Annotated in this window: 27 protein-coding genes; 16 read left to right on the plus strand and 11 right to left on the minus strand. The window is 42.3% G+C overall.

Annotated elements, in window-relative coordinates:
• Positions 1-23: 23 nt before the first annotated feature.
• The 6 genes from era to xerA form a co-directional block, all read right to left on the minus strand.
• Entirely contained in the window at positions 24-911 is an 888-nt protein-coding gene (gene era, locus DACET_RS07650; RefSeq protein WP_013010808.1) for a GTPase Era, read from the minus strand.
• Positions 898-2,202, minus strand: a complete 1,305-nt coding sequence (locus DACET_RS07655) for a hemolysin family protein (protein WP_013010809.1) — start codon at positions 2,200-2,202, stop codon at positions 898-900. The genes era and DACET_RS07655 overlap by 14 nt, the downstream gene beginning before the upstream one ends.
• A 145-nt stretch (positions 2,203-2,347) precedes the next feature.
• The gene (ybeY, locus tag DACET_RS07660) at positions 2,348-2,803 is read right to left on the minus strand and encodes an rRNA maturation RNase YbeY (RefSeq protein WP_013010810.1); all 456 of its coding nucleotides are present in this window, start codon (positions 2,801-2,803) and stop codon (positions 2,348-2,350) included.
• 3 nt (positions 2,804-2,806) lie between these two features.
• Entirely contained in the window at positions 2,807-3,751 is a 945-nt protein-coding gene (locus DACET_RS07665; RefSeq protein WP_013010811.1) for a PhoH family protein, read from the minus strand.
• Entirely contained in the window at positions 3,744-6,389 is a 2,646-nt protein-coding gene (locus tag DACET_RS07670) for a CBS domain-containing protein (RefSeq protein WP_013010812.1), read from the minus strand. The genes DACET_RS07665 and DACET_RS07670 overlap by 8 nt, the downstream gene beginning before the upstream one ends.
• A complete protein-coding gene (xerA, locus tag DACET_RS07675) occupies positions 6,386-7,273 on the minus strand; it encodes a site-specific tyrosine recombinase/integron integrase (RefSeq protein ID WP_013010813.1) in 888 nt (295 codons plus the stop codon). Before xerA ends, DACET_RS07670 begins: the two co-directional genes overlap by 4 nt.
• 542 nt (positions 7,274-7,815) lie before the next feature.
• On the opposite strand from xerA, the gene DACET_RS16655 reads away from it, so the two are divergent.
• The 15 genes from DACET_RS16655 to DACET_RS07745 all read left to right on the plus strand — a co-directional run bounded on the left by DACET_RS16655 (position 7,816) and on the right by DACET_RS07745 (position 21,433).
• On the plus strand, positions 7,816-10,101 hold the full coding sequence (locus DACET_RS16655) for an NADP-dependent malic enzyme (protein WP_013010814.1): 2,286 nt from the start codon (positions 7,816-7,818) through the stop codon (positions 10,099-10,101).
• A 236-nt stretch (positions 10,102-10,337) separates the two neighbouring features.
• Positions 10,338-10,763, plus strand: a complete 426-nt coding sequence (locus tag DACET_RS07685; RefSeq protein WP_013010815.1) for an arsenate reductase ArsC — start codon at positions 10,338-10,340, stop codon at positions 10,761-10,763.
• Between the two features lie 82 nt (positions 10,764-10,845).
• On the plus strand, positions 10,846-11,082 hold the full coding sequence (locus DACET_RS07690) for a hypothetical protein (RefSeq protein WP_013010816.1): 237 nt from the start codon (positions 10,846-10,848) through the stop codon (positions 11,080-11,082).
• Between the two features lie 23 nt (positions 11,083-11,105).
• Positions 11,106-12,782 carry a thioredoxin domain-containing protein gene (locus tag DACET_RS15530; protein ID WP_013010817.1) on the plus strand — a complete coding sequence of 559 codons (1,677 nt, stop codon included), beginning with the start codon at positions 11,106-11,108 and terminating at the stop codon, positions 12,780-12,782.
• Positions 12,779-13,474, plus strand: a complete 696-nt coding sequence (locus DACET_RS07700) for a DNA alkylation repair protein (RefSeq protein WP_013010818.1) — start codon at positions 12,779-12,781, stop codon at positions 13,472-13,474. Before DACET_RS15530 ends, DACET_RS07700 begins: the two co-directional genes overlap by 4 nt.
• Positions 13,475-13,546: 72 nt before the next feature.
• Positions 13,547-13,825 (plus strand): cysteine-rich small domain-containing protein, encoded by a 279-nt coding sequence (locus DACET_RS07705; protein ID WP_013010819.1) that lies wholly within the window; start codon positions 13,547-13,549, stop codon positions 13,823-13,825.
• A 74-nt stretch (positions 13,826-13,899) separates the two neighbouring features.
• Positions 13,900-14,325: an RrF2 family transcriptional regulator gene (locus DACET_RS07710; RefSeq protein ID WP_013010820.1), complete on the plus strand. Its 426-nt coding sequence runs from the start codon at positions 13,900-13,902 to the stop codon at positions 14,323-14,325.
• A 20-nt stretch (positions 14,326-14,345) separates the two neighbouring features.
• Positions 14,346-15,749 carry a cbb3-type cytochrome c oxidase subunit I gene (locus DACET_RS07715; RefSeq protein WP_013010821.1) on the plus strand — a complete coding sequence of 468 codons (1,404 nt, stop codon included), beginning with the start codon at positions 14,346-14,348 and terminating at the stop codon, positions 15,747-15,749.
• 13 nt (positions 15,750-15,762) lie between these two features.
• Positions 15,763-16,650, plus strand: a complete 888-nt coding sequence (gene ccoO, locus DACET_RS07720) for a cytochrome-c oxidase, cbb3-type subunit II (RefSeq protein ID WP_013010822.1) — start codon at positions 15,763-15,765, stop codon at positions 16,648-16,650.
• A gap of 14 nt (positions 16,651-16,664) precedes the next feature.
• Positions 16,665-16,859, plus strand: a complete 195-nt coding sequence (locus DACET_RS07725) for a cbb3-type cytochrome c oxidase N-terminal domain-containing protein (RefSeq protein ID WP_013010823.1) — start codon at positions 16,665-16,667, stop codon at positions 16,857-16,859.
• A gap of 64 nt (positions 16,860-16,923) precedes the next feature.
• Positions 16,924-17,073 carry a CcoQ/FixQ family Cbb3-type cytochrome c oxidase assembly chaperone gene (locus DACET_RS15985; RefSeq protein ID WP_013010824.1) on the plus strand — a complete coding sequence of 50 codons (150 nt, stop codon included), beginning with the start codon at positions 16,924-16,926 and terminating at the stop codon, positions 17,071-17,073.
• The gene (locus DACET_RS15535) at positions 17,054-18,277 is read left to right on the plus strand and encodes a 4Fe-4S dicluster domain-containing protein (protein ID WP_083772376.1); all 1,224 of its coding nucleotides are present in this window, start codon (positions 17,054-17,056) and stop codon (positions 18,275-18,277) included. The genes DACET_RS15985 and DACET_RS15535 overlap by 20 nt, the downstream gene beginning before the upstream one ends.
• 8 nt (positions 18,278-18,285) lie before the next feature.
• Positions 18,286-18,720 carry a FixH family protein gene (locus DACET_RS07735; RefSeq protein WP_013010826.1) on the plus strand — a complete coding sequence of 145 codons (435 nt, stop codon included), beginning with the start codon at positions 18,286-18,288 and terminating at the stop codon, positions 18,718-18,720.
• Positions 18,721-18,822: 102 nt separating this feature from the next.
• Positions 18,823-18,987: a cbb3-type cytochrome oxidase assembly protein CcoS gene (gene ccoS, locus DACET_RS07740; protein ID WP_041229937.1), complete on the plus strand. Its 165-nt coding sequence runs from the start codon at positions 18,823-18,825 to the stop codon at positions 18,985-18,987.
• 10 nt (positions 18,988-18,997) lie between these two features.
• Positions 18,998-21,433: a heavy metal translocating P-type ATPase gene (locus DACET_RS07745; RefSeq protein ID WP_013010828.1), complete on the plus strand. Its 2,436-nt coding sequence runs from the start codon at positions 18,998-19,000 to the stop codon at positions 21,431-21,433.
• On the opposite strand, the gene DACET_RS07750 is transcribed toward DACET_RS07745, so the two are convergent.
• Genes DACET_RS07750 through DACET_RS07760 form a run of 3 tightly spaced genes read right to left on the minus strand, consistent with a single transcriptional unit; the run spans position 21,413 to position 23,411 of the window.
• Positions 21,413-22,288, minus strand: a complete 876-nt coding sequence (locus DACET_RS07750) for a DMT family transporter (RefSeq protein ID WP_013010829.1) — start codon at positions 22,286-22,288, stop codon at positions 21,413-21,415. The genes DACET_RS07745 and DACET_RS07750 overlap by 21 nt on opposite strands.
• A 1-nt stretch (position 22,289) precedes the next feature.
• A complete protein-coding gene (locus tag DACET_RS07755) occupies positions 22,290-22,949 on the minus strand; it encodes a sulfite exporter TauE/SafE family protein (protein WP_013010830.1) in 660 nt (219 codons plus the stop codon).
• Positions 22,950-23,411, minus strand: a complete 462-nt coding sequence (locus tag DACET_RS07760; protein ID WP_013010831.1) for a hypothetical protein — start codon at positions 23,409-23,411, stop codon at positions 22,950-22,952. It abuts the gene before it with no gap.
• 103 nt (positions 23,412-23,514) lie between these two features.
• Between DACET_RS07760 and DACET_RS07765 the strand changes: the two genes are divergently transcribed.
• A complete protein-coding gene (locus DACET_RS07765) occupies positions 23,515-23,952 on the plus strand; it encodes a universal stress protein (protein WP_013010832.1) in 438 nt (145 codons plus the stop codon).
• A 97-nt stretch (positions 23,953-24,049) separates the two neighbouring features.
• Here the strand turns inward: DACET_RS07765 and DACET_RS07770 are convergent, their stop codons facing one another.
• Both DACET_RS07770 and DACET_RS07775 read right to left on the minus strand, forming a co-directional pair.
• Positions 24,050-25,342, minus strand: coding sequence for a pyridoxal phosphate-dependent aminotransferase (locus DACET_RS07770; RefSeq protein ID WP_013010833.1), 1,293 nt, complete (start codon positions 25,340-25,342; stop codon positions 24,050-24,052).
• A gap of 139 nt (positions 25,343-25,481) precedes the next feature.
• A complete protein-coding gene (locus tag DACET_RS07775) occupies positions 25,482-26,336 on the minus strand; it encodes a cache domain-containing protein (RefSeq protein ID WP_013010834.1) in 855 nt (284 codons plus the stop codon).
• Positions 26,337-26,491 lie beyond the last annotated feature (155 nt).

The following is a 26,491-nucleotide window of genomic DNA, read 5'->3' on the forward strand; positions in this document are numbered from 1 at the left end:
TTAAGCACCATTTGTTCTACCTTTTAATAAAGCCCCTGCATCCTTAGATATTCATCTTTGGTCTGCCATCCTGTCTTAACCTTTACAAAGAGTTCCAGATAAATCTTAACCCCGAAAAAGTTTGACAGTGACACTCTGGAAGCGGTGCTGATCTCTTTCAGCCTCTGCCCCCCTTTGCCTATAACCACGCCTTTTTGTGAGTCGCGGTTCACTATGATAGCTGCTGCAATATACATCAAATCATCACTTCTGTCTTCAATTTTTTCTGTTTCAACAACAATCTGATATGGAATTTCGTCTGAAAGCTGTCTGAAGACCTGCTCACGTATAAACTCCGCAACGAGAAGTTTCTCCGGCTGAGTGGTCACTTCATCAGCAGGGAAGACAGGTTCGCCCTCTTCCATCTCTTCGAGGGTAAGCTCAAGTAGCTTGGCAACATTTGTCCCCTTAAGAGCAGATACAGGCAGAACATGTTTAAACTCGAGCATGGGGAACATTTTATTTGCCATGTCATACACAAGTTCTTTTTTAAAATGATCCACCTTGTTGATAATAAGGAATTTAACAGCGTCAGTCTTTTCCAGAACTTTGATAAGGCTGGTGAGTTCCGGTCCCATAAATTCATCCGGCTGAACGAGCACATAAATAGCATCGACAGCCTCAAGTGACTCTTTCGCCTGCTGCACCATCATCTTATTGATGCTGTCTTTAGCTTTGTGATATCCTGGGGTATCGATAAAAATAAGCTGAAAGTCTTCCCCTGTAAGGATACCCTGAATATTCGCTCTTGTTGTCTGAGGTTTCGAAGATGTAATAGCTATCTTCTCCCCCATGAGAGCATTCAGAAGTGTGGACTTCCCAACATTAGGTCTGCCCATGATGGATATGAATCCGGTTTTAAATTTTTTCATCGTCGGTGGAGTTCTCCTGTTTTTCGTCAGGCTCTTTCTCTATCCTTCTAAGCTCCACCTTGTCAAGTCTTCTTTCGTGTTTATTCAAAATTTTAAACTGATAATTTTCATAAACGTACTGTTCCCCGACCTCAGGAATCTTCTCTGCGATATCGAAGACAAGCCCCCCAACAGTCTCGTACTCATCCATTTCATGAGTTTTTTCCAGTCCGAATTTCTCACAGAAATCATCAATATCCATGCGTACATCTACTATGAAAGTATTTTCAGATATTTCAGTTACTTCCTGTTCTTCAGTGTCGTATTCGTCCCATATCTCCCCAACGATCTCTTCAAGGATATCCTCAAGGGTCACAAGTCCGTCAACACCGCCATATTCATCTATGACAATAGCCATATGGTTACGGTTACGCTGAAATTCACTGAGCATGGAGTCTATCTTTTTAGTTTCAGGTATAAAATACGGTTTCCTGAGCACTTTACGCAAATCAAACTGAGTGCTGTCCTCATTGACAAATCTCAGAAGGTCTTTAACATAAAGGATTCCTATTATTTTATCTATGGTCTCTTCATATACAGGGATACGTGAAAACTCTGATGCGTGGATCTTGTCTATGTAGCTTTCCACCGGGTCTTCGATGTCGATAGCTACCATATCCGTACGCGGAACCATAACTTCTTTTACATATATCTCACTGATATCAAATATGTTTTGAAGCATACGGCTCTTACCGTTTTCGATAATCCCTTCTTTTTCACTTTCGCAAATGTAAAATTCGAGCTCATCTTCTGTTATTTGGTTTTTATTTCTGTCAAGTTTCCCACCGGAAAGTATGATCATCCCCTTCACCATTTTATTGATACCAAAGGAGAAAGGGTAGAAAAACAGATATGGAACCCTCAGCATGCGTATAACATAAGGAGCTATCGCCGCCGCATTGTGCTTGGCAAAGGTTTTAGGTGTTATCTCTCCGAAAAAGAGCACCAAAAGCGTCATAACGCCTGTTACCGCTGCGATACGTGAATCTCCGAAAAGTTTCGCAGAAAAATCTGTCGCCAGTACCGAGCCCAGAATATTTACTATGTTGTTACCGATAAGAATGGTGTTGAGAACCTTGTTAGGGTGCTCCAGCCAGAGCTTAAGAGGCTTTGCTTTTTTGTCCTCTTCGATCATATGTCTGATCTTCAGTTCACCGAGTGATGTCAGTGCTGTTTCGCTTCCTGAAAAGAAGCCGGACAAAATTACACAGGTGCCGATTGCAAACAGCTCAAGGATTAATGATTCATTCACAGGAGCTGCCCCACATTATTTAAATTACACGAACTACCCGAGTCCATTTTTTAAAGTATATACCTGCCATTAAAGAATATTTCAGAATACGATCATTCTGATATTAAAATTGTCTAGTTTTGTTTAACACACTGGATTCACAATATCAAGGCACTTTACCGTTTTCCAGAAGATTTCGGAGAATTTCTTCCTGAAGATCGAACATCTCTTCCTCTTCGTCGGGATCATTTTCATGCTCATACCCCATCAGATGAAGGAGACCATGGATAAAAAGAAAGGCTATCTCGCGGTCAGGCATTATGGCAGCTTCGTCCGCCTGTTCTTTTGCTGTTTCAAGAGATATAACAATATCCCCCAGCATCCCGCCTTCCGACAGCGGATCCTCGCTCATAGGGAAAGAGAGCACGTCTGTCGAGCGGTCTTTCTGTCTGTATTCACCATTAAGCTCTTTAATGCGGTCATCAGTGGTGAGCAGCAATGATATCTCACAGTCGTCAAAATCTACCTTAAGCATGGAAAAAACCGCTTCTGCACAATCGCTGAAAAGCTGACTGTTACCATATGCCTCTGTGTCATCCGTTATGAGTATGCTTATTTCCATTTATTATTCTCCGTAATAGTTGTCATACGCCTTTACTATCCTCTGCACCAGAGGGTGACGCACAACATCTTTATCTGAAAACTGAAGGAAGCTTATTCCGTTCACATCTTTTAATATCTTCTGAACAAGGAGAAGCCCGCTATTTTTATTAGTGGGCAGGTCAACCTGTGTCACATCACCTGTAACAACAACTTTGGACTGAAAGCCCATCCTCGTCAGAAACATTTTCATCTGCTCTTCGGTGGTATTCTGCGCTTCATCCAGTATTATAAAAGCGTCATTAAGAGTACGTCCACGCATAAATGCCAGCGGAGCAACCTCTATAACACCCTGTTCGAGCAGTGCTGTCACACGTGCATAGTCCATCATACTATAAAGAGCATCGTATAGCGGACGGAGGTACGGGTTTATCTTGTCACTGATGTCACCCGGCAGAAACCCAAGATTTTCTCCCGCTTCCACAGCAGGACGGGTAAGGATGATCTTACTGCACTTCTTCCGTGTGAAATAATGAACAGCCATTGCCATAGCGAGATATGTTTTCCCTGTGCCCGCCGGACCGATACCAAAAACCATATCATTTTTCCGTATTGCACCGACATATGCTTTCTGGTTCGAAGACTTCGGATAAACTTTCTTCACTCTTCCGCCCACTTGAATACAGTCCGCCATAACCTCGCAGGCATCCGGTGTTTTATCCGATGTCATCCTCAGTATATCAGACACCCTTTCTGTGGTGAGGTTGCCGTCAGATGCTATGGCAGCCATGTCCTGCACAGCCTTTATCGCAGCAGCAGCGTTTTCCGCTTCACCCTCAACGGTTACAAGACCACCGAAAACACTTGTCTTCACATTAAAAGTGCTGTTTAACATTTTTACATGGGCGTCTTTATTTCCCAGAATTGAAGGTATTATAGCTGGTGAAAGCTCAATGGTTTCTTTAGCCATTTTTCACCAGTTCCTTTGCCAGTACCAGAGCTCTTTTCATCTGAGCATCTCTCCCTAAACATTTACCGTCTATCTTTTCATTCTTTAAAGATGACAGTATTTTTGAATATATCATCAAAGGCTTGACGCCTGCCTCTTTCAAGTCGTTTCCATCTATATCCGCTTTAACAAAACGATAATCTGTAAAATAATCTTTAACGTACGGCTCAAATTGTTCGCCCAGCACAGCAGACGCGGCAACAGCACAAGGTGTCGAAAGCCTGTCCATAAACTGAGTAAAATAAGATGGTCTGTTCACATTTCTTCTTGAAACAGCGTTCACAACATCTTTTGTCTCAATGTAGTTATTAAGAAGCTCTTTTGTCTTTCCGTCGTCAAGCTGAAACCTGTCCAGAAGGTCGCCGATATCTTCCCTGTCCAGTTCCCAGAAGAGGACTATAAAGCGTGAAACATACAGTTCAAACTCATCCTCAAACTGAAATGAATACCAGTCAAGAATAAGCTCAAGCCCTTCAAATAACGCAGTTTTCCTGTCGTCCATCTGAACCTTTTTGGAAAAGAATCGAATCATGTCATATTTCTTCATCATATCAAGAGCTTTGGTATAATTTTTCTCATTAAGAATATACTTAAGCTCCAGAAACATTCTCGGTCCGATTACCCTGTCAAAAAGATTCAGGCTTACGGCATGTTTAAAAAGCCTGTCCGTGTGAGGACCGATACTGAAATCAAACCGTACAGCAAACCTTATGGCACGCAAAGCCCTCGAAGGGTCATCAACGAAGCTGAGAGAATGCAGAACACGGATTTTCCTATCTGAAATATCCCTCTGACCGCCAAAAAAATCCAGCAATGTTCCGAATTCACTATTGTTCAGTTTAACAGCCATCGCATTAATGCTGAAATCCCTGCGAAAGAGATCATTCCTGATAGAAGCATCTTCCACAGTAGGGGCACTCGCCGGGAAATTATAATATTCTGTACGGCTGGTGGCAAAATCTACTCTGAACCCGTCAGGAAATATCACAACGGCTGTCTTGAATTTTGCATGAACGGCAACTCTGGCATTGTGCTTTGCTGCAAATTTCTTTGCAAAAGCCGGTGCGCTCCCTTCAACAACAATATCAATATCCTCATTGTTCTTTCTCAGGAGTATGTCACGAACAACACCGCCGACAAGATAGCACTTAAATCCCTGTTCATCACCCATCCTGCCTATATCATGAAGCAGATCAACCACTCTGTCCGGCATGACCGACATCACAGACGAAGATATATTTTTAAATCTTTTAACCTCGTTTTTAACAAGCCTGCCGTCCTGATATCTCGGCATTTTTGATATCTCTTCGTGCATAAGCCGCAAAAGGTCTGTGCGGGTTATAACACCCTTAAGCTCTTCGCTCTGCTGAACTATGATCATCTTTTGGTTAGAACCGAGCATAAGCTCTTCCACTGCATAGTAAGGGGCATCCGGCTCAACTGACCCAAACTCAACCTGCATAATGGAATTTATAGGTTCATTGTTCAGTTCGTGCTTCAGCCCTTGCAGGATATCCTTTCTGGAAACCATACCAACAGGCTTCAGACCGTCCACAACTGGCATCATATTCAGATTATGTTTCATAAACATATCGATTGCCTGAGCAAATGTAGTATCCACACTCAGAGATTTCACAGGGAAATTCATTATATCCCCCGCCATCTTCACAGGCTTTACTACTTCGTGCAATATCAGATTCAACTTGCTGTTCGCTTCATGGAGAGTTTGTTGTTTTATAACCGCACTGGCTGCTGTGGGGTGCCCACCTCCGCCAAAATGATATGCGATGGTGGCAGCATTGACTTCGTCCGCCCTGCTCCTGCCGACTAAAACAACACGATCCCCCGTGCGTACCAGTATAAAAAGTGCGTCGAGGCTCTCAATATCCATTATTTTATGTGCGAGATAAGATATTTCACCCACGTACTGGTCGCTGGAAGCGTCAGACAAACCGATGCTGATAGCACCTATACGCACCAGACTCATATTTGTAAGCAGTTCGTTGAGCATAAAAACATGATCTCTGCTCATCTCTCTTTTGACATAATCGCTAATCATCTGAAGGTCTGCTCCCCTCGCCAGAAGCCAGGCAGCAGCCTCCATGTCCCGCACTGTCGTACTGGTAAAGGTCAGCATACCTGTATCTTCGTATATTCCGGCAATGAGAAGGCTTGCGTCAACAGGCGTCACATTAATATTTTTATCTTTAAGAAGGTGCACCAGCATTGATGTACATGCACCGATCTCTTCTATATACTTTTCATCCGCCTGAATATCTTCCCCATGAGCGGGGTGATGGTCATAAATTATTACCTTGTCAGCCTTTTTGATTAGACTTTGCAGGGGTTCTAATCTGTTTTCCAGCTTGCAGTCTGTTATAACCAGAAGCTCCAGCCGGTCGATGTTTTCAATATCCTTCTCTTTGTAGTGTACCAAGGGCAGGTTTATGTCCTCTGTGGTCATATACTCTTTTACGCTTGTTTCATAAGACGTGGCAGTAACGATACTGTCCAGCCCGTAAAGCAGAACAGCGGCATATGCACTCGCAAGAGCATCAAAGTCAGGATTTTTATGTGTTATCGCTATCTTCTTATTCATTTCCTAAACCTGGGATGACAGTTTAAAAGAGTATTTCTAGCCTTATTATCAGTCACCTGTGTATACCTCTCTGTGGTTGATAGGTCGACATGTCCTAAAAGCACCTGTATTGTGCGTAAATCTGCTCCATTTGTCAAAAGGTGAGTTGCAAAAGAGTGCCTCAATGTGTGCGGAGAGACATTTTTCTTTATTCCTGCACGCTCACAGTATTTTTTTATTATCATCCAGACATATTCTCTATCCAGTTTTTTGCCGTTTCTGCTTAGGAAAAGCCAGCCTTCGTCACGTTCTTTAACAAGAGAATCGTGTCTGATATCCAGATAGGTTTTCATCTTTTCAGCTAGGCTCCCGTACATAGGCACAAAGCGCTGCTTGCTCCCCTTTCCGGTAACTTTCATTATCTCCCGATGCATATCCATATCCAGAACTTTCAACCCCACCAGCTCACTTATGCGCATACCGGTTGAGTACATAGTTTCAAAAATTATCCGGTCTCTGTAACCAAGACCGGAAGACATATCGGGCGAATTAATCAGCTTCTCCACTTCATCGAAATTCAGAAAAACAGGGAGTTTTTCCCATTTTGAAGGTTTACTGACAAACCCAACAGGATTAGAAGAAATGATTTTTTCCATTATGAGAAAATCATAAAAACGGGATATGCCGGATATCCGTCTTTGGACTGTTTCGATACTTGCGCCTGATTTACGCAGATGGGTCATATAGGCGACAAGCTCCTGCGCACCGCACTCAACAAGAGGTTTAAGGGTAAAAGCAATGTAGTTCTCTATGTCCTGATGGTATGCCTTAACTGAATTTTCAGCCAGCCCCATCTCATACTGCATCCAGTTAGTGAAATTAGATACGAGTTTTGCATTATCCAAAAAGTAGTAGCTCCACGTTCATATTTTACTAAAAACCATTGTACTAACATTTATCTATATACTGAATATCATAATTATACAACGCAACATGATGTCAGTACCACAGAAAAAAATAGTCCGACATATCGACCTCTGTTAACAAATACTTATATTAACTAACTATATCCTTTTTTTAATTTTTATAAAACAAATCAAACATTTGTTATAGATAATAATCTGTAAAGGAATTCAACACAAACACACATCTATACCATAAGAAAATATAGGACTGCTAATACATAGAGACCTATTTAAAGGGACTCAAAACTATTATAATTTTCTATACCAGATACGTTGCACGCATAATCACCCATTTTTACTATTATTATAAATACCAAATATTGTACATTTATTATTGAAAATCCCTATAACCTAAACACGCCCTTTCTCAAGCAATTTAACGAACATATGATCATAAAACTATGTTCTGATAACATTTAAGTTGATTTATAGTGTATCCTGCTTTAATATACTGAAAGATTATATGTCAGGAGGGAATGAACATGTCTAATAACAAGAAAGTGACCAGAGAAGAAGCTCTGGAGTATCATAAATACCCCAGAAACGGAAAGATAGAGGTCACACCTATCAAACCTTGCTACACGCAGAGAGATCTCTCTCTTGCCTATACCCCGGGTGTCGCAGAACCTTGCAGAGAGATTGAGGCAAACCCTGAACTTGTCTATGACTACACATCTAAGGGCAACCTTGTTGCAGTTGTTTCAAACGGAACTGCCGTACTGGGGCTCGGCAACATTGGCGCAGCAGCAGGTAAGCCGGTTATGGAGGGGAAAGGCGTACTCTTTAAAAGATTCGCCGATGTTGATGTTTTCGACATAGAAATCAACTCACAAAACCCCGACGACGTAATAAAAGCATGTGAACTCATGGAGCCTACTTTCGGCGGCATAAACCTTGAAGATATTAAAGCGCCCGACTGTTTTTATATAGAAGAAACACTTAAAGAAAAACTTAATATTCCTGTTTTTCATGACGACCAGCACGGAACAGCAATCATCGCCGTTGCAGCTCTGATAAACGCTCTTGACCTTATCAACAAAAAGATAGGGGACATCAAAATCGTAATCAACGGAGCAGGTGCAGCAGGCATCGCAATAGGCAAGCTCATTATACTGCTGGGCGGTAAACAGGAAAACATATATATGTGCGACACAAAAGGTGTCATTTATACCGGACGTAAAGAAGGGATGAACAAATACAAAGAGGAGTTTGCTGTAGATACAGACAAGCGCTCTCTTGATGATGCCATGGACGGAGCAGATGTTTTCCTCGGGCTTTCCGTAAAGGGAGCCGTGGACAAGCAGATGATCAAGAAAATGTCCAGAAGTCCTATCATAATGGCTATGGCAAACCCTGACCCTGAAATAACCCCGGAAGAAGTGGCAGAAGTACGCGGTGACGCCATAATGGCAACCGGACGCTCTGACTATCCTAATCAGGTTAATAACGTTCTCGGCTTTCCGTTCATCTTCAGAGGCGCATTGGACGTCAGAGCCAAAGCCATCAACGAAGAGATGAAGCTTGCTGCTGTACATGCTCTCGCGGAGCTTGCCAGACAGGACGTACCTGAAACTGTCTGTAAGGCATACGGCGTAAATAAAATTGAATATGGTCCGGACTATATCATTCCGAAGCCATTTGACCCAAGAGTTCTCACATGGGTTGCTCCCGCTGTTGCAAAAGCAGCGATAGACTCAGGTGTTGCACAGAAAGAAATACCTAGTTTCGAAAAATATAAAGATTACCTCGAATCAAGACTCTCTTTTGCCAAGGAGTTCACAAGACACATTATCTCTGTTGCCAAGCAGAAACCTCAGCGTCTTGTTTTCCCTGAAGGCGAACACGAGAAAATACTCAGGGCAGCAAGCAAGCTTGTTGACGAAAACATCGCAATGCCTATTCTTCTGGGTAACCCCGACCGCATATGTGAGATAGCAGAGAAAAATAACATCGACCTCAGAGATATAACTATCATTAACCCGTCACAGTCAGAGAAACTGGACACTTACACTAAACAAATCTTCGAGCTTCGCAACCGTAAAGGGATGACAGAAGAGGAAGCAAGAAGACTTCTTGTCCGCATTAACGACTATTACGGAGCCATGATGATAGCAAACGGAGACGCAGACTGTCTGCTCAACGGGTTTGCCAGGAATTATCCTGACGCTATCAAACCGCTTATGGAGCTTCTTCCTCTTCAGGAAGGCTACACAAGCCCTTCCGGTGCTTACTTTATGGTTTTCCGCGACAGAATAGTCCTTTGCGCAGACACAACAGTGAATATAGACCCTGATGCAGATGTTCTGGCACAGATTGCAGTCCAGTCCGCAGACACATGTGCAAAATTTGAAATCGAACCTAAAGTGGCAATGATATCTTTCTCTAACTTTGGTTCTGTCCGTACACCTAGAACAGCAAAAATACGTGAAGCTGTTCAGATGGTTAAAAACAAATACCCTAACCTCATAATTGATGGTGAAATGCAGGCTGACTCCGCACTTTATAGACCTATCGTGGATGATGCCTTCCCGTTCTCTGATATCAAAGGGGATGCAAGCGTTCTGGTTTTCCCTAACCTTGAGGCAGGAAACAGCGCATATAAACTTCTCTGGAGACTCGGTGGAGGCATAGCAATTGGTCCTATCCTTCAGGGATTCCAAAGCTCTGTTCACGTTCTCCAAAGAGGTGTGGATGTTAACGAAATAGTTAATCTGGCTGCAATAGCTGTAGTTGATGCTACTGAAAAAGCAAAACAAAAGCATAAATAAAGAATAAGGTCTGCTGCGGGCACCTCCGGGCAGACCTTAAATGTGCAAATATCTTTCCAAATAAGATACATAAAGATTTATGGCGTTTGCAAGTACCATTGAAATGTATCTTACTCCTCATTCCCTAAGCAGTGGGACGCTTAGTCACCGTTCCACTGCTTTTTAAATAAAACCACAACACTCTAACAATAACCTTAACATTTTGTTTTACGATCAGAAAAAATCCGGAGTTCCTTATGGGGATAAAGAAAATTCTTTTTGTATGTGTGCACAACAGTGCCAGAAGTCAAATGGCTGAAGCATTCCTGAATAAATATGCCGAAGGTAAATATATCGCAGAAAGTGCAGGACTAAAAGAATGCTCTGTCAACCAATATGCCATTAAAGCGATGGATGAAATCGGTATAGATATCTCCCTAAACAGCTCAAATCTAGTTTTTGATTATTTTAAACAGGGACGTCTTTACCATTACGTTGTCAAAGTATGCGACCCAAAATCATCTGAAAGATGTCCGGTTTTCCCTAACATAATAGCCAGCTATAACTGGGATATCAAAGACCCCAGCCTGACCACAGGAACCGAGGAAGAAATATTACAGACTGTCCGCCAGATAAGAGATTCTCTCGAAAAAAATGTCATAAACTGGCTCAAAGAACACTGAAAAATATTTTGTTCTTCATTTTATTATTAACTGATTGCATTTTAGCACTATAGTGCTATTGTCTTAGCTATGGAGAATCACAATGGAAAAGACAATAAGATGTCCTGAGTGCGGTGATACCGTTACCCCTGAATTCGGCATGTGTCCTGAGTGCCACCACCAGTTCAAAAGGATCGAATATTTGCAGCAGGGGCTCAGCGAAGACGAATTTACCGAACAAAAAGGGTTAAAGGTCAATTCAGCACTTTTCGGAAAGATAAAAGTTATCGGATTTCTGGTTGTTCTGGTCTTTATCATCTTTAAGTTTTTCACAAGATAACAAAACCTAAATCAAGGGAAATTATGCAGAACAAACTAATAAATGAAAAAAGCCTGTACCTCAGGCAGCATGCAGAAAATCCTGTCGCATGGCAGCCTTATAATAATGAAACTCTGGCAATGGCAAAAAGAGAGAATAAGCCCCTTTTCATAAGCATAGGGTACAGCTCCTGCCACTGGTGCCACGTTATGGCTCACGAGACTTTCGAAGATACAAAAGCAGCGGAAGTTATAAACAAAAATTTTATTCCAATTAAAATAGACAGAGAAGAACACCCTGAAATAGATAAAAAATACCAGTTTTATCTACAAGCTACAGGAAAACGAGGCGGCTGGCCTCTTAGCGTCTTCACACTTCCCGACGGCAGAGCATTCTTTGGCGGGACATACTTTCCACCGGAACCGAGGCACAACCTCCCCTCTTTTACAGATATAACAAATCAGCTCGGGAAGCTCTACCGAGAAAAACCTCAGGAAGCTTTGAAATATGCTGAAAACTATCAAAAGTTTCACCAAAAATTCATACAGGCGGAACATACTGTTGAGTCACTGCATGAACTTAGTGCTGATGACATCCTGAGTATATTTAAAAACATGACAGATAAAGAATTTGGCGGTATCGGCACAGACGCAAAGTTTCCGAATATTCCGGTGCTGACATCCCTTATGACATATTATGAAGATACGGAAGTTTCAGATTTTCTGAAAATGACTGCGGATAAAATGTGCACTTCAGGTTTATATGACCACGTGAACGGCGGTTTCTACCGTTATACCGTAGACAGAGAATGGCATGTGCCTCATTTCGAAAAAATGCTCTACGACAATGCTCAGAATGCATCTTTTCTGCTTGATATGTTTGAAAAGACAGATAATTTGCTATATTTGAAAGTCGCTGAAAAAACTATAGATTTCATCCTTTCTGAGTTCAATACAGAGTTCGGTCTTATATCATCCATGGATGCTGACAGCCCTTCTGATGACGGAAAAAATGTCGAAGGATTCTACTATCTTGTATCAGAAGCCCATGCGAACCCCATCAAGGAACACATCGACCTCTATGAAGGGGTAGTAAATGTCAGAACAGCAGACTACGAAACTTACCTCATCCTTGAAAGCCACTTTGAAAAACTGAGGACATCAAATGAAAGGCAGAAGCCAGCAAAAGACACTAAAGTTATACTTTCCCAGAACATGCTCTTCTGCTCCGCTCTTCTGCGCATGTTTGAGATGTCCGGCAAAGAATTTTATATGGAACAGGCAACGGCTCTTATCGGAAAAATGAAACACCTTCACATGGATGAGGAAAATCTGTACCGCATTAATTACGGAGGGGATATTTTCAATAGTATCACTCTTGAAGATTATGCGTTTACCGTGAAAACATATCTGGATTTCTTTGAAATAACCAATGAACGTCCTTTCCTCGCAGAGGCGGCATCAATAGCAGAAGCAGCTATTGAAAGATTTTACGCCGGCGGTATATTCTATCTGGACAGCAATAAAACTATTGTGGATACTTTTGACGACTCCACACCTAACCCATCGTCCCTGCTTGCGGGGCTTATAGACAAATACGCAGACTTCATAAACATACCAAAAGATAAAGACATGTTAGATTTCGCATCAGACAGACTAACCAAATACGCAGGCGGACACCCCACCCTGTTCACTTATATGAAAGGATATTTAGCCAGATGACATCACAGGAAATTTTAAGCAAACTCAAAGAACTTGGTAATGAAGAAAACCTTAAAGGGATGGCAAAATATGGAATTAATACCTCCAGCGCACTCGGGGTTAACGTTCAGGTTTTACGGGAAATAGCTGCCGAAACCGGAAAGGACAATGATCTTGCAGTAGAGCTATGGGACACAGGCATCCATGAAGCAAAAATACTGGCAACGATAATTGCCGAACCGGAAAAATTCGACGAGGGAACACTCGATAAATGGGCGAACGACATAAACTCGTGGGATCTATGCGACCAGTTTACCAATAACCTTGTCTTCCATACAGAATTCGCTATGGGAAAAATCCTAGAATGGTGCGTTGCGGACGAACAGTTTGTCAAACGTGCCGGATTTGCAACTATGGCAAACTATGCTTTAAAATCTCCTGACCTCAGAGAGAAAGATGTAGAAGGTTTTTTCGGGCTGATCATGAACGAATGCGGAGACAAACGCAACTATGTCCGTAAAGCTGTAAGCTGGGCATTGCGCAACATAGGCAAACGCACCCTGCACTATAACAGAAAAGCTGTTAAGCTCGCAAAACAGATGAAAGACGAACCGATAAGACCAGCCAAAGAGACTGCCGGTGAAGCTATAAAAGAACTTCAGAAACCTGATCTGCTTAAAAAACTTAAAGACAAGCAGGAAGAAGAAAAATAATCTAAATTTCATATGTAATTATGCTGCATCAATGTTAGAATCTCTTTGTAAACCTTTATTATGGAGAAGACATTGAGTTATAAGCACTTTTCAAACATTAAATGCGAATATTACCCCTGCCATAAAATAGAAGATCAGAACTGCCTATTTTGCTACTGCCCTCTCTATTTCTTCAAAGACTGCGGCGGAGACCCATCGTACATAGGTCAGATCAAAGACTGTTCAAAATGCGTCAGAAATCATGACGAAGAGAGCTACGATTTTATTATGAAAAGACTCAAACCCGCTTTTAAGCGCATTGGCAAAGACTTAGAGATGCTGACTCTTTGTCCGGATGAAAATAAATTATAATTATGTGAACATTGTATACAATCGTATTGACATTCATATAGCACCTGCGGTATTGTATACCTGTGGGGTATACAATGGATTCTTTCATATTAAGAGAAGAAGATTACGCTATAAGGATAATCATCTATCTTGCAACTGAGGGCAAAATGGTTAAAACAAAAGATATCTGCAAAAGCCTTTATCTTTCCCGCCCTATCGTTGTCAAAATTATCAATAAACTCAAATCCTGCGGGTTCCTCATCACTAAAACCGGCAAAGAAGGCGGGCTCACCATTGCTGAAAAGATATACGATGCCAGCCTTTACGACATCTTGCAGTGTATGGGGTTCAATTCCCGCATGAACCAGTGCACAACGCACAAGGCAACCTGCAAACTGATGCCTATATGCAGCGTTAACGTTCTTTTCTGCGAAATACAGCAGGACATCGAAAACCGTCTTAAACAAGCAAAGATCAAAGAGTTTCTCTTTGAAAATAGAGACAGAAAACTGGTTAACTAATAAACCATTAGGAGGTCTGAATGAACGAGTATCAATACGACTACAAGACAGCACAGGGGTTTGTCCTGTCTGCTATCTTCTGGGGTGTTATTGGTCTTCTGGCAGGTCTTCTCATATCTGCACAAATGTGGGACGCTAATCTTAACTTTGGCGAATACTTTTCATTTGGCAGACTGAGAACCTTCCACACCAATGTTCTTGCATACGGTCTTGGTATCGGTGCAGAGTTTGGTCTTTTTTACTATATTGTTATACGGCTTACCAAGAGACCTTTGGTTCTTCCTAAGCTTGCAAGAGCTCACCTGTGGATATTTAACATAGGTATTGCTGCTGCCGGTCTTTCACTTCTTTTAGGAATGAATCAGTCCCTTGAATACGCTGAATTCGAGTGGCCAATTGACGTTGCTATCGTTATCCTGTGGGTAATGTTTGCAATCAACGTACTCGGAACAATATTCCTAAGAAAAGAGAAGCACCTTTATGTTTCTCTGTGGTACATTATTGCAACAGTCATCACGGTTGCAATACTTTACATTGTAAACAACCTTTCGATTCCAGCAACACTGACAAAGTCTTATCACCTCTTTGCAGGTGTTAACAGTGCAAATGTAGAATGGTGGTATGGACACAATGCCGTGGGATTCCTTTTCACAACTCCAATACTGGCAATGTTCTACTACTTTCTACCCAAATCAACAGGGCTTCCTCTGTTCTCACACAGACTGTCCATCATCTCTTTCTGGTCACTGATTTTCGCTTATCTGTGGACAGGTGCTCACCACCTTGTTTACACTCCGCTGCCAGACTGGATCCAGACACTTGCTATAGCTTTTACACTCTTTCTCATCGCACCGTCATGGGGTTCTGTTGTAAACGGCTACTTCACTGTTGATAGAGACTGGTCAAGGATGAGAACACACTACCTCACTAAATTCTTCATAGTAGGTATCACATTCTACGGTCTCCAGACTATACAGGGACCATCGCAGGGTATCCGTGTTATCAGCTCCCTTATCCACTATACAGACTGGGTTCCGGGGCACGTACACATGGGGACAATGGGCTGGGTGACAATGGTTATCTGCGCTTCTGTCTACTACATGATTCCTGCTATGTATAAAACAGAAATATACAGTGAAAAGGTCGCAAATACACACTTCTGGCTTGTGCTTGTGGGACAGCTTATGTTCTCCATCACTATGTGGATCACTGGCATCCAGCAGGGAGCAATGTGGAAAATGACTACAGAGGACGGTACTCTCCAGTACACCTTCATGGAAGGTCTGGTTCGTAACTATCCTTACTGGCAGATGAGAACAGTTGCCGGTGTCATATTTGTAGTAGGGATGCTCTTCTTTATCTACAACGTCGCCATGACCATAATCAAAGGCAAGAAAAACCTTGCTAAACTTCAGTCAGCATAAGGAGGCTATAATAATGAGCAAGAATGAAAATTCTATCTATAACAAAGCCCTCCTGTTTTCAATAGTTGCGGCTATAACAGTTCTTATAGGTACGATCGCCACAGTGTTTGTCCCTATGTTTACAAGCGGAATGCACCCGAAAGTTGACGGACTTAAGCCATACACAGCTCTTCAGCTCGCCGGACGGGATATATATCAGGCAGAAGGATGCGTAAACTGTCACACACAGACTGTACGCCCTCTGAAAGCAGACGTGCTGAGATACGGTGCATACTCCAAAGCGGGTGAATTTGCTTACGACAGACCTTTCCTTTGGGGTTCTAAAAGAACAGGTCCCGATCTCGCCAGAATCGGCGGTAAATACCCTGACGAATGGCACATACAGCATTTCGAAAGCCCACAGGCTTTTTACCCTAAATCAAACATGCCTCCTTATCCGTGGCTTAAAGAAAAACCTGTAAATGTTAAAGAAACTCTGGCACGCATGGATGCACTCAGCTTTCCTTACACAGATGAGGAAGCGGCAGAGCTTGCCGATTTAACACAGCTTGATGCGATAGTCGCATACATGCAGGTGATCGGTACAGCCATAGAGAAAGAAGCCGTTATCACTGTTGATTACGACTCTGTGCCTGAAACAAGTCCTTTAAGCGGAAACGCTGATGCCGTTGTTCTGGGTCAGAACCTTTACAAGGCTGAATGCGCAGGCTGTCACGGACAGAATGCAGAAGGAAATATCGGCGCATCTCTTGTGGATTACTCCATGGGTGAACTGCCGGACAACGACACCTATGTAACTATCGCCAACGGTTTTGAAGGCGCTATGCCTGGCTATGCAAGCAAGTTCAGCCAGGACAAAATATGGGCTATCGTTGAGTACATAAATAGTCTCAGAAACTAATAAGGAGGTACGTTATGATTCAGGAAGAATTCGATAACCTGGAAGAGTTTAACAGGGAAGATACTGAAAATGTACTTCCGCTGGGCTGGCTTATTCTGTTCATAGGGCTTATAGTATTTGGTATATACTATGTTTATGCCTATACACCTGCTTTCAGCGGGTGGTCACAGGAAAAACAGCTCGAAGAAGTAATGAAAGACGTTAAATAACGTAAAACATCTCTGGGGCGGATTTTATAGCCGCCCCTTATTTTCTTTAAAACGGAGGACAACCATGTTAGGGACCCCGCTATCGTATTTCATCTACGGTCTGGTGCTTGTGCTGGTTTTTGCCGGAATCATCGCTTACAACTATTCCAAAAAGAATAAAAGCAAAATAGAGCAGGCAAAATACGACATGATGGATGATGATGATGAAGATTGAGCTCCAGCAGAAAAGATGGGTTGTAAGGATTATATTCACAGCAATATACCTGCTCATCCCTTTTATCAAGATAAACGGAGATAGCATACTGAGGTTTGACATACCGTCCCTCGGTCTGCTGTTCTTCGGCAAAACTATTTATATTGAGAATTTTTTTATCGTTCTCATTTTTACTTTTTTTATAACGTTCCTTATAATTCTCATCACCCAGCTTTACGGGCGTATATGGTGCGGGTGGCTATGTCCCCAGACTGTAATGATGAATTTCACTAAATTTCTTGAAAATAAAAATCTAAGCTTTTTTACAAAGTTTTTATTCCATACAGCCGTACTTGCCATAAGCGCTCTGATCGGGGCATCGATGGTGTGGTATTTCGTATCTCCTTACGCTTTTTTCAGCGGGCTGACTGACGGCACAATAAGCTCTGTGACAGTATGGTTTTTTATAGTGCTTACGATAATAACTTATTTGAACTTTGCGCTTATAAGGTACAAGTTTTGTACGACTATCTGCCCATACTCAAAACTTCAGTCTGTTATGTTTGATGACAACACCCTTATAATCGCTATGGATCCTGAAACCAGCTACAAATGTGTGAAGTGTCAGGCGTGCGTAAACACCTGCCCAGTAGGAATAGACATACGGCAGGGTATGGACAGCCAGTGTATCAACTGCGGGCGCTGCATAACCGCCTGCACAAAAACTATGACCAGAGAAAACGAAGACGTATCTTCCCTCATCAACTACATATACGGGTTCAACAACCGGAAAAAAACCTTTCGTACAAACGTTATAATTACCGGAGTGGTGACAGCACTATTCCTCTCAGGCTTTTTGTTTATGGCGGCAACTATGAAACCATACGAGTTTCAGGTTTTCCCCAACTCCGCTTTCCTACCCAGATACAAAGATGATCAGGTTATAAACTCATACGAGATAATGCTTAGAAACCTGACAAAGGATAATCTCAGGGTGGAACTGAAACTCAAAGATTTTAAAAACTATGAACTCCAGTATCCACAGCCTCTTGTGGTTGCGCCGGACGAGACACTCAAAGAGAAGGTATTTCTCTTTATCCCCGCAGCAGAGCTGAAGAAGAAACCAATACTTTCCCTGACTATGCAGTCATTGGGAAATGATGAAAAAGGTAAACCTCTTGAGAGCGAACTAAGCTTCAGGAGACCAATCAGAAAGAAGAAATAGGAGCTGTCATGAGAGTAAGTATCATTATATTTCTGATAGGATTTATAACAATTGCACCGTCAATCTATGTCGGAATAAAATATTTTGATGGTAAAGTGACAGATCAGCCTTATGAAACCGGGCTGAAATATGACTCTGATAAACAGTTTATAAAAGAAAACGGTCTGGATCTGTCTATAATCAGCCAGTCCCGGACAGATAACATTGTAAATCTTAACTTCACTGTTAAGAATGCAGGAGAAGTAGCTCTGGAAAATATCGAATTTTACCTCTCACGTCCTGCCACAAATAAAGAAACATTGAAACTCGATGCCGAACCTTCTACAGACGGAAGCTATGCATCTGCTTTCAGCCTAGATCAACACGGGTATTACATTCTGATGGCAAAGAGCAAAGTCAACGACAGAGTGATCCGCCTTCAGAAAAGTTTTTATATTAACTAAGACCAGGAGGTTTACTATGAGAGTTGGAACAATAGTAATGATCATTTCCCTTATCGCAATGATAGGACTGCCTCTGTACTATGCGATGAAATACGCGAACTGATGGGAGCACTCTACATGATGATACCTGTCTCGCTCATACTGGGCGTGATAGTGCTTATCATCTTCCTCTGGGCATCAAAAGCAGGCGAATTTGATGACATCGAGGGACCAAAATACCGAATGCTGGACGACGATGCCGAAGACATCCCGCATAAGGAAAAATAGGTAGTTCATCGTGAGCAATAACAAAACTGTTACTTGCAGCCACTGTATGCTGGAAATAAACAAAAACCAGGCAATAGAGGAACGGGTGAACGGAGAAGAATGTTATTTTTGCTGCCCCGGCTGCTCCAGTGTTTACAGTATCCTTCAGGAGGAAGGCTTTTCAAAGTTTTACTCCAAAAGGGACGACAACTGGGAGCCGGGTGCTGTTGTACGGTCGAATGTCTCCGAAGAGCTGTTTGTTGATTCGGTTCTGGAAACAGAAAATTCATACGAGGTAAACATTGCACTGTCCGGCATCCGCTGTGCAGCCTGCATCTGGCTTATCGAAACATATCTTTCTAAAGCACACGGTATCGAATCTGTTATGGTTAACTATGCCACCCACAAAGCTAAAATACGCTGGACAAAAGGTATCATCACCCTCAAAGAGATAATAGACCGAATATCCTCCATAGGCTACTGCCCTCTTCCCATAAGCGAATCCGGCACAGCCACAATCTACGAAAAAGAGAAGAAGGATTATTTCTTTCGCTTTTCAATAGGCGCATTCTTCAGTATGCAGCTTATGATATATACTATAGCTCTTTATGCCGGATACTTTCAGGGGATAGACGAAGGTCTGCGGATAATGTTTCAGTATGCTGCATGGCTCCTCAGCACACCGGTTATGTTTTACTCCGGAATGCCTTTCATCAAAAGTTCTATCGCAGCCATAAGGCACGGTCATACCACCATGGACACCCTTATTTTTATGGGGTCATTCACGGCATACGTTTACAGTATATTTGCGCTCTTCATGGGTAAAGAGGTCTATTTCGACACAACTTCCATGATAATAACCCTTATACTGCTGGGGAGATACATTGAATCCGGAGCAAAGGCAAGGACTTCCAATGCGGTATCGAAACTTCTTACATATCAACCTGTTCAGGTTCGTTTTCTCAGCTCTTTTGATATTAACGACTACATTACAGGCAGCCTCAGGTCTGAGACAGTTCCGGTAAAGCAGGTTCGTGCCGGAGACTACCTTGAAGTACTCCCCGGTGACTCCATTCCTGCTGACGGTATCGTAATTTACGGAAATTCCGAGGTTAACGAGTCAATGCTGACCGGCGAACCTCTGCCTCAGGTAAAAAATGAAGGTACAAAAGTTTTCGCCGGCACCGGCAACGTTAACGGTAAAATCATAATACAGGTTGAGCACACCGGAGCCACAACCACCCTCTCCCGCATCGTTCAGGCTGTGGAGGATGCGCAGGCTGCCAAGGCTCCCATTCAGAACATCGCAGACAAAGTTGTCGGATGGTTTGTTCCTGCAATCCTGACAGTTGGAGCATGTACGTTCATAGGCTGGTATTACTATTCAGGCGACATGCTTGTATCCACTATGAATGCCGTATCTGTATTAGTTATAGCCTGCCCTTGTGCCCTCGGTCTTGCTACGCCTCTGGCGATACTTATAGCAACATCCAAGATAACTAAACTGGGCGCTGTGGCGAAAGCCGGGGATATTATTGAAATACTTAGCAAGGCAGACACAATTATATTTGATAAAACAGGTACAATCACCAAAGGCGAGCTCAAAGTAGAAAATGTTGCTGTATATGACACAGACAAAAAAACACTTGTCAGCTATACAGCTTCCCTTGAAAAGCACTCCTCACACCTGATAGGCAAAGCAATCATCAACACATATCTTGATGATTTCCTTGCAGTGGAGAACTTTAAAGAGCACCCGGGGAAAGGGCTGAGCGGCGTTATAAAAGGATCTGTCGTTCTTGCGGGTACATCGTCATACCTGAATGAAAACGGCGTTGAAACACCTGATAACGAGATCAGAGAGCAGATAAAGCTGGGCTACACTGTGGCATGTATAGCTATTGATGGTAAATTTGCCGGATTCATGACACTCTCGGACTCTATCAGAGATGATGCTCAGGATATGCTCAGGCAACTTGCCAAAAGACATGTAAATATCGTTATACTCACAGGCGACAATGAACTTGCGGCAGCAAAGCTTGTGGAGAAGTTAGATGTTCCAAGCCTCACTTATATCGCAGACGTAACACCCTTTGAAAAAGCCGATGTTGTAAAATCATTTCAGAAAAACGGTAAAGTGTGCGCCATGGTCGGGGACGGCATTAACGATGCACCTGCCCTCACCACTGCGGACATAGGGATAGCTATCGGTCAGGGTACAGACATAGCCATTGAAAGCTCAGATATCGTTCTGATGCGGGATGAACTGAAACTTGTTTCTATTGTTTACGACACATCAGTTGTCACACTGCGGGTGATAAAACAAAATCTGTTCTGGGCATTTTCTTACAACATTATAATGGTTCCGCTTGCCGTAACAGGCACAATACACCCGGTTTTCTCAGCAGGTTTGATGAGTATCAGTAGTCTGGCGGTAGTCTTCAACTCACTTCGCATCAGCAGATAGTTTTTGCCTCTCTACGCTCAAAACAACAATACCTGTAAATATGCATAACATTCCCAAGGCAACCATTATATTCAATGTTTCCCCGAGAACTATAATGCCAAGCACTGCGGCGGTCAGAGGTTCTGCAAGTGAAAGAGTTGTTGTCTTTGCAACAGTAATGAGTTTGAGTCCTTTCGCAAAAAGGATATAAGAAAGTGTTGTGGCAAACAGTCCCAGATAAGCCATTGAAAAAATACCCTTTTCGGTAAATATCCATGCTATATCATAAACAAATAGTGCAGGAAGCATAATGATCGCCCCGCCAAAGAAAAGCAGAGCAATGACAGCATTCCCCCTCGCTTTTTCCAGCATAACCTTAACAATCATAGTATAAGCGGCATACCCAAAACCTGAAATCAGAGCGTATAAAATACCCAGCGGATTAACTGAAACCTCACTTTCACCTGATAGTACAAGCAGAGTACAGCCTACCACTGCGAGAAACGTTGCAATGTACCATTTAACGTCAAGCTGTTCTTTCAGTACAACCTTACCAAGTACCCCTGCGAATGCTGGTCCGCTTCCGATGGCGACTATAGTTCCAACTGCGACACCTGTCAGGTTTACTGCGGAAAAAAATGCTATCTGGTATATGGCAACGAGAACAGCTCCTGCAATAACGTGGACAGGGTTAAATTTACCACCTGTAAATGACCTCCCGACAATGGCAACGATTAAAAGCCCAAAACCTCCTATCAAGAGCCGCATTGTCCCCACTGTAAGTGGAGATGCGCCCATAGGAGCAAAAGCTTGTGTTGTACCAGTTGTTCCCCAGAGCATAGCTGCTCCGATTATAAAAAACACACCTTTGTTCATATTACATCCTTACCCCAGAATATATAAAGAAGATACCCATACAAACCATCAGTATGAGGCTTAGCAGGTTAAAAAGACCCCGTCTGGACATGAAATAATTACCAAAAACAGAAGTAGCCATCATAGCCGCAGATGTCCCGATACCATACAGAAACATAGACAATAGTCCGCGGGATGCGCTTGCGGTGGACGCTGACGCAATAATCATACCGTAAAGAGGACCGCAGGGGAGAAAACCAAGCACAAGCCCTGTAACAAAAGCAGACCTGGGCTGAAACTTCTTCAGCTTGCTGAAAAATGCACCGCCTGCGAGCTTGTGTTCCAGCTTATTCATGAAATTGTAGCCAATAAAAGACAAAACCCCGTAGAGCACAAGAAAAACACCTGCAACAATTGCTGCTCCTTTCTGTATACCAATCAGTCTGCCGACAACCTGCATCATGTCTCCTGCAAAGCCGGCTATAAAACCGAGAAAACTATAGGTAACAACACGTCCGAGATTATACTTTATATGAGGTATGAATAGAGCACTGTAACCTTTCTTCTCTCCCACAAAACGACCGGATATGTATAATACAAAAGGATGACACATTCCTATGCAGTGTCCGAACCCTACAGAAAATCCCATAGTCAGAAAGCCTAAATAGGTTAGCTCTTCCATTTATTTTTCGTCCATATCAAACAAAAATACTTTTTCAGCAGAAAAATTTCCCTCTTCAAACTCAAGTTTAGCAAACCACCTCTGTCCGCCAAAGATGCATTTGGGAAGTGTAATCTTTGCCGTATAGCCTGTAGCAGCCTTTTGCAGGCGCGCTTTATAAAGTCCCATATCCATAACCATATTGAACTTTACATCACCGCTCTTTAATTCAACGGGTCTGCCGTCACGTTCTATATGAAAACGAAAAACAATCTCCCGAAAAGGAAGTGCCGGACGGCTCATGTCCGCCTTAATCTTATACCTGCCAACAGTAACTTCTGTTTGTGAGTGAGAAAGGTCTATATTTTTCTGATATTTACGTACGAATTTTTCTGCTGCAAAAGACTGCTGGCTAAAGCAAACTATCAACAGCAAAAGGAAAAATATACTGAATAAGGTTTTAATTATAATCTTATGTTTCATACTGTTCACAATAGCACATCAGATTTAAATTTTAAATAGAACAGTTAACTTGAAATTGAAATTTTGTCGTCATATAATATCTTTATCAATCAAGGAGTTTGCAATGAGTTATAAGCATATTCTATCGCTGACGGATTTCAGCGAGTATTCAAAAAAAGCTGTCGAAGAAGCAGCTACCATAGCGAGATGTCAGGGGAGTAAGCTGACGATAATGCATGTTGCCCACGACCAGAGTCAATTTCAGCTTTATATAAACGAAAATCAGTATAAAGACATTAAAAAGAAAATTGATGTGGAGATCGAAGAAAAATTCAGCAAGCTTGAAGAAGAAATTCCGGTATTAAAAGAGCTTGAGTGGGAAAGCTACGTCAGACGGGGAACTCCATACATTGAAAGTCTTTATGAGATGGAAAACGGTAACTATGACCTTGTTGTGCTAGGCTCCCACGGCGAAGGCGGTTTTAAACGTATCGTCCACGGAAGCACCGCAGGAAAGATCCTTCGTCACTCGCCTATCAGCGTCTTGATTACTAAAATATAATTACAGGATTGCGGTATGGTTATATATTGAATATCCGTGCCGCAACCCTCTTATTTTATATGATTACTCTCCGAAACTCCCGCCCCTGAGAGCATCGCTAACTTTTAAGCCACTCAACAGTCTTTTCCATGGCAATAATGTTTTCGCCGCAGTGCTGACGTATAAAGTCATCGTCGGGTTCATAATCGGAAGGTTTAGTTTCCAGCGCCGACAATGCCCTTGCACCGTCAAAATCCACATACGAAAGCCTGGCTGTCAGCTCACCGGCAGGTCTCCCGAAAGCTGTCCCCGGGAGAACGGCAACACCAACATCGTTTAAAAGACGCTGACAGAACTGATCAGATGTTGTTATCTGTTTTGCTTTCAGTGATTCTCTATAGTTCTCAAAGTTCGGAAACATGTAGAAACCACCCTTAGGATAAGCACAGCGAACACCAGCATCTGTAAGTATTTCATGCATCAGCCTGCCAAGCTGGCGCAGTATCTTACGTGAGTTCCACAGATACCTTTCGATATCTATACCAAACTTAAAAGCACGAACAGCAGCATATTGTATGGGTGCGCTAGTGGACGTAAATGTTTCACTGGCAACAGACGCCATAGAGTTCAGAAGCCACTCAAGAGAATCAGGGAATGCAAATGTGCCGAGACGCCACCCCCCTGCCCCGCACCATTTTGATAAGCCGCTGCTGATAACTGTACCTTCCGGGTAGAACTTGGCGATAGACACATGGTTTCCTTCATGATTGGTTTCACCGTATATTTCATCAGACAGCATCACAACTTTATACCTGCGTGCAACTTCTGCAAGCTCCTGAAGCTGCTCCAGAGTATATGTCCCACCTGTCGGATTATTCGGGTAGTTCAGTATAACGAGTCTAGGCTTATTGGGGTCTTCCTTGCAGAGAGCTTCAAGCTCTTCAGGCATCAGGAGCCATTCGTTCTCTTCGAGAGTATTCAGCCAGTGGACTTGATGACCGACGATATGAGCCTGCGGAGCATAAGACACCCAGCTTGGGGTTGGTATTACAAGGTCACCGTAATATACAAGCTGTATGAGAAACATCAGTTCTTTTGACCCGGGACCGATAAGTATGTTATTCGCTTTAAAAGTAAGCCCCTGAGTCTTTTGATAATATTCAGCAACTGCTGTCTGGAGCACCGGAAGCCCCCTCACAGGAAGATAGTCTTTTTGATATGCGTTATTTTTTAGTTCATTTACAACAGACTGCGGAACAGGAAAAGGTGACTGCCCTAATCCAAGTTTATATACTTTCTTACCCTGTTGTCTCAGCGAGTTGCTGAGCTCGTTTATCGCAAGTGTGGCAGAAAGAGGCAGCCCTCTGACATTCAGGTTTAGATTAATGTCAGGTTTTCCATAATCACTCATAATTATACTCCTATAGTTAATATGCAAATTAGGCAAGTATCTTCCTTTTTGAACACATTTTCAAGAGTAACCAACATATGTAAAACAAATATCATTCGAATTTATAAACTGCCTCAGCCAGCTGGCATGTCATAAATTTTTACCTGATATCTGACAATCTTTTCCCCAATACTGCAACGCCTGAGTCAAGCCCTGAAACATCCACGATTACAACACCTGAAATAAGATAACCATCATGTACCAGATAATCCTCCGTATATAACTTATGGATATCGACACTTTTTAAGCTTTCAAAAAAATCTGTATCCACTTTTTCCTGCGCAACTGCAAGCCCTTGGCAAGTAGCACAGCCCTTAAGGTCAGTTGCAACATCAAGCCTGTTCTCATGCATAAAAAAGATCAGTATTTCGTTTTCTTCATTGAGGTCTTCCACAATAGAAGCCACACTCTGAAGAGACTCAATCGTCCCCATGTATATATCATCCTTCAAAACGGGAGCAACAGCCCGAAGCAAAAGACCTTCATGTCCCACTTCAAAACCGTGTATAATATCATTCTCCTGCTTTGCATATTTTATTGAATGCCTGAACAAAATAAAACATTCGCTATCGTTAGCGTCTTTCCAGTGTTTAAACATACAATTTTTCTGAGCTGTATGCGCATGAAGCTGAAAATCACTATGTTTTGTCGAGTCTCTTATAGAGCGTTCTGTCTCTTCTATAAGATCAACTGCAATTGACTCATCTTCAGCTGCCAGAGCATCTTGTATTTCACTCCGCTCTGCCAGATATCTCACCGTATCGATACCAAGAACTGTCTTATGATCCATTTCCGTAAGATAATAATCCTTCATCTTTGCGGAAGCCTCGCCGAGCTGCTTTTCACTGTACTGATTTTCAGTACATCCTGTAAATATAAAACAAAACAAAACAACCATAAACATCTGATAAATAAACCTGTTAGAACATAAACCCCAGCAATATAATTTAAGCATGGTATCCCCCATTAACTCTGATTGAAAATAAGCAGTAAATGCTTTACAATGTATTAACTTGTATCACTTGTAATTATTCTACCAGAATTAATCAAAATTTACGAAAATAACACTTTGAAATTTTGACATTTTCAGTATTTTGCATATAATTATTG

This window comes from Denitrovibrio acetiphilus DSM 12809, assembly GCF_000025725.1.
Taxonomy (GTDB): Bacteria; Chrysiogenota; Deferribacteres; order Deferribacterales; family Geovibrionaceae; genus Denitrovibrio; species Denitrovibrio acetiphilus.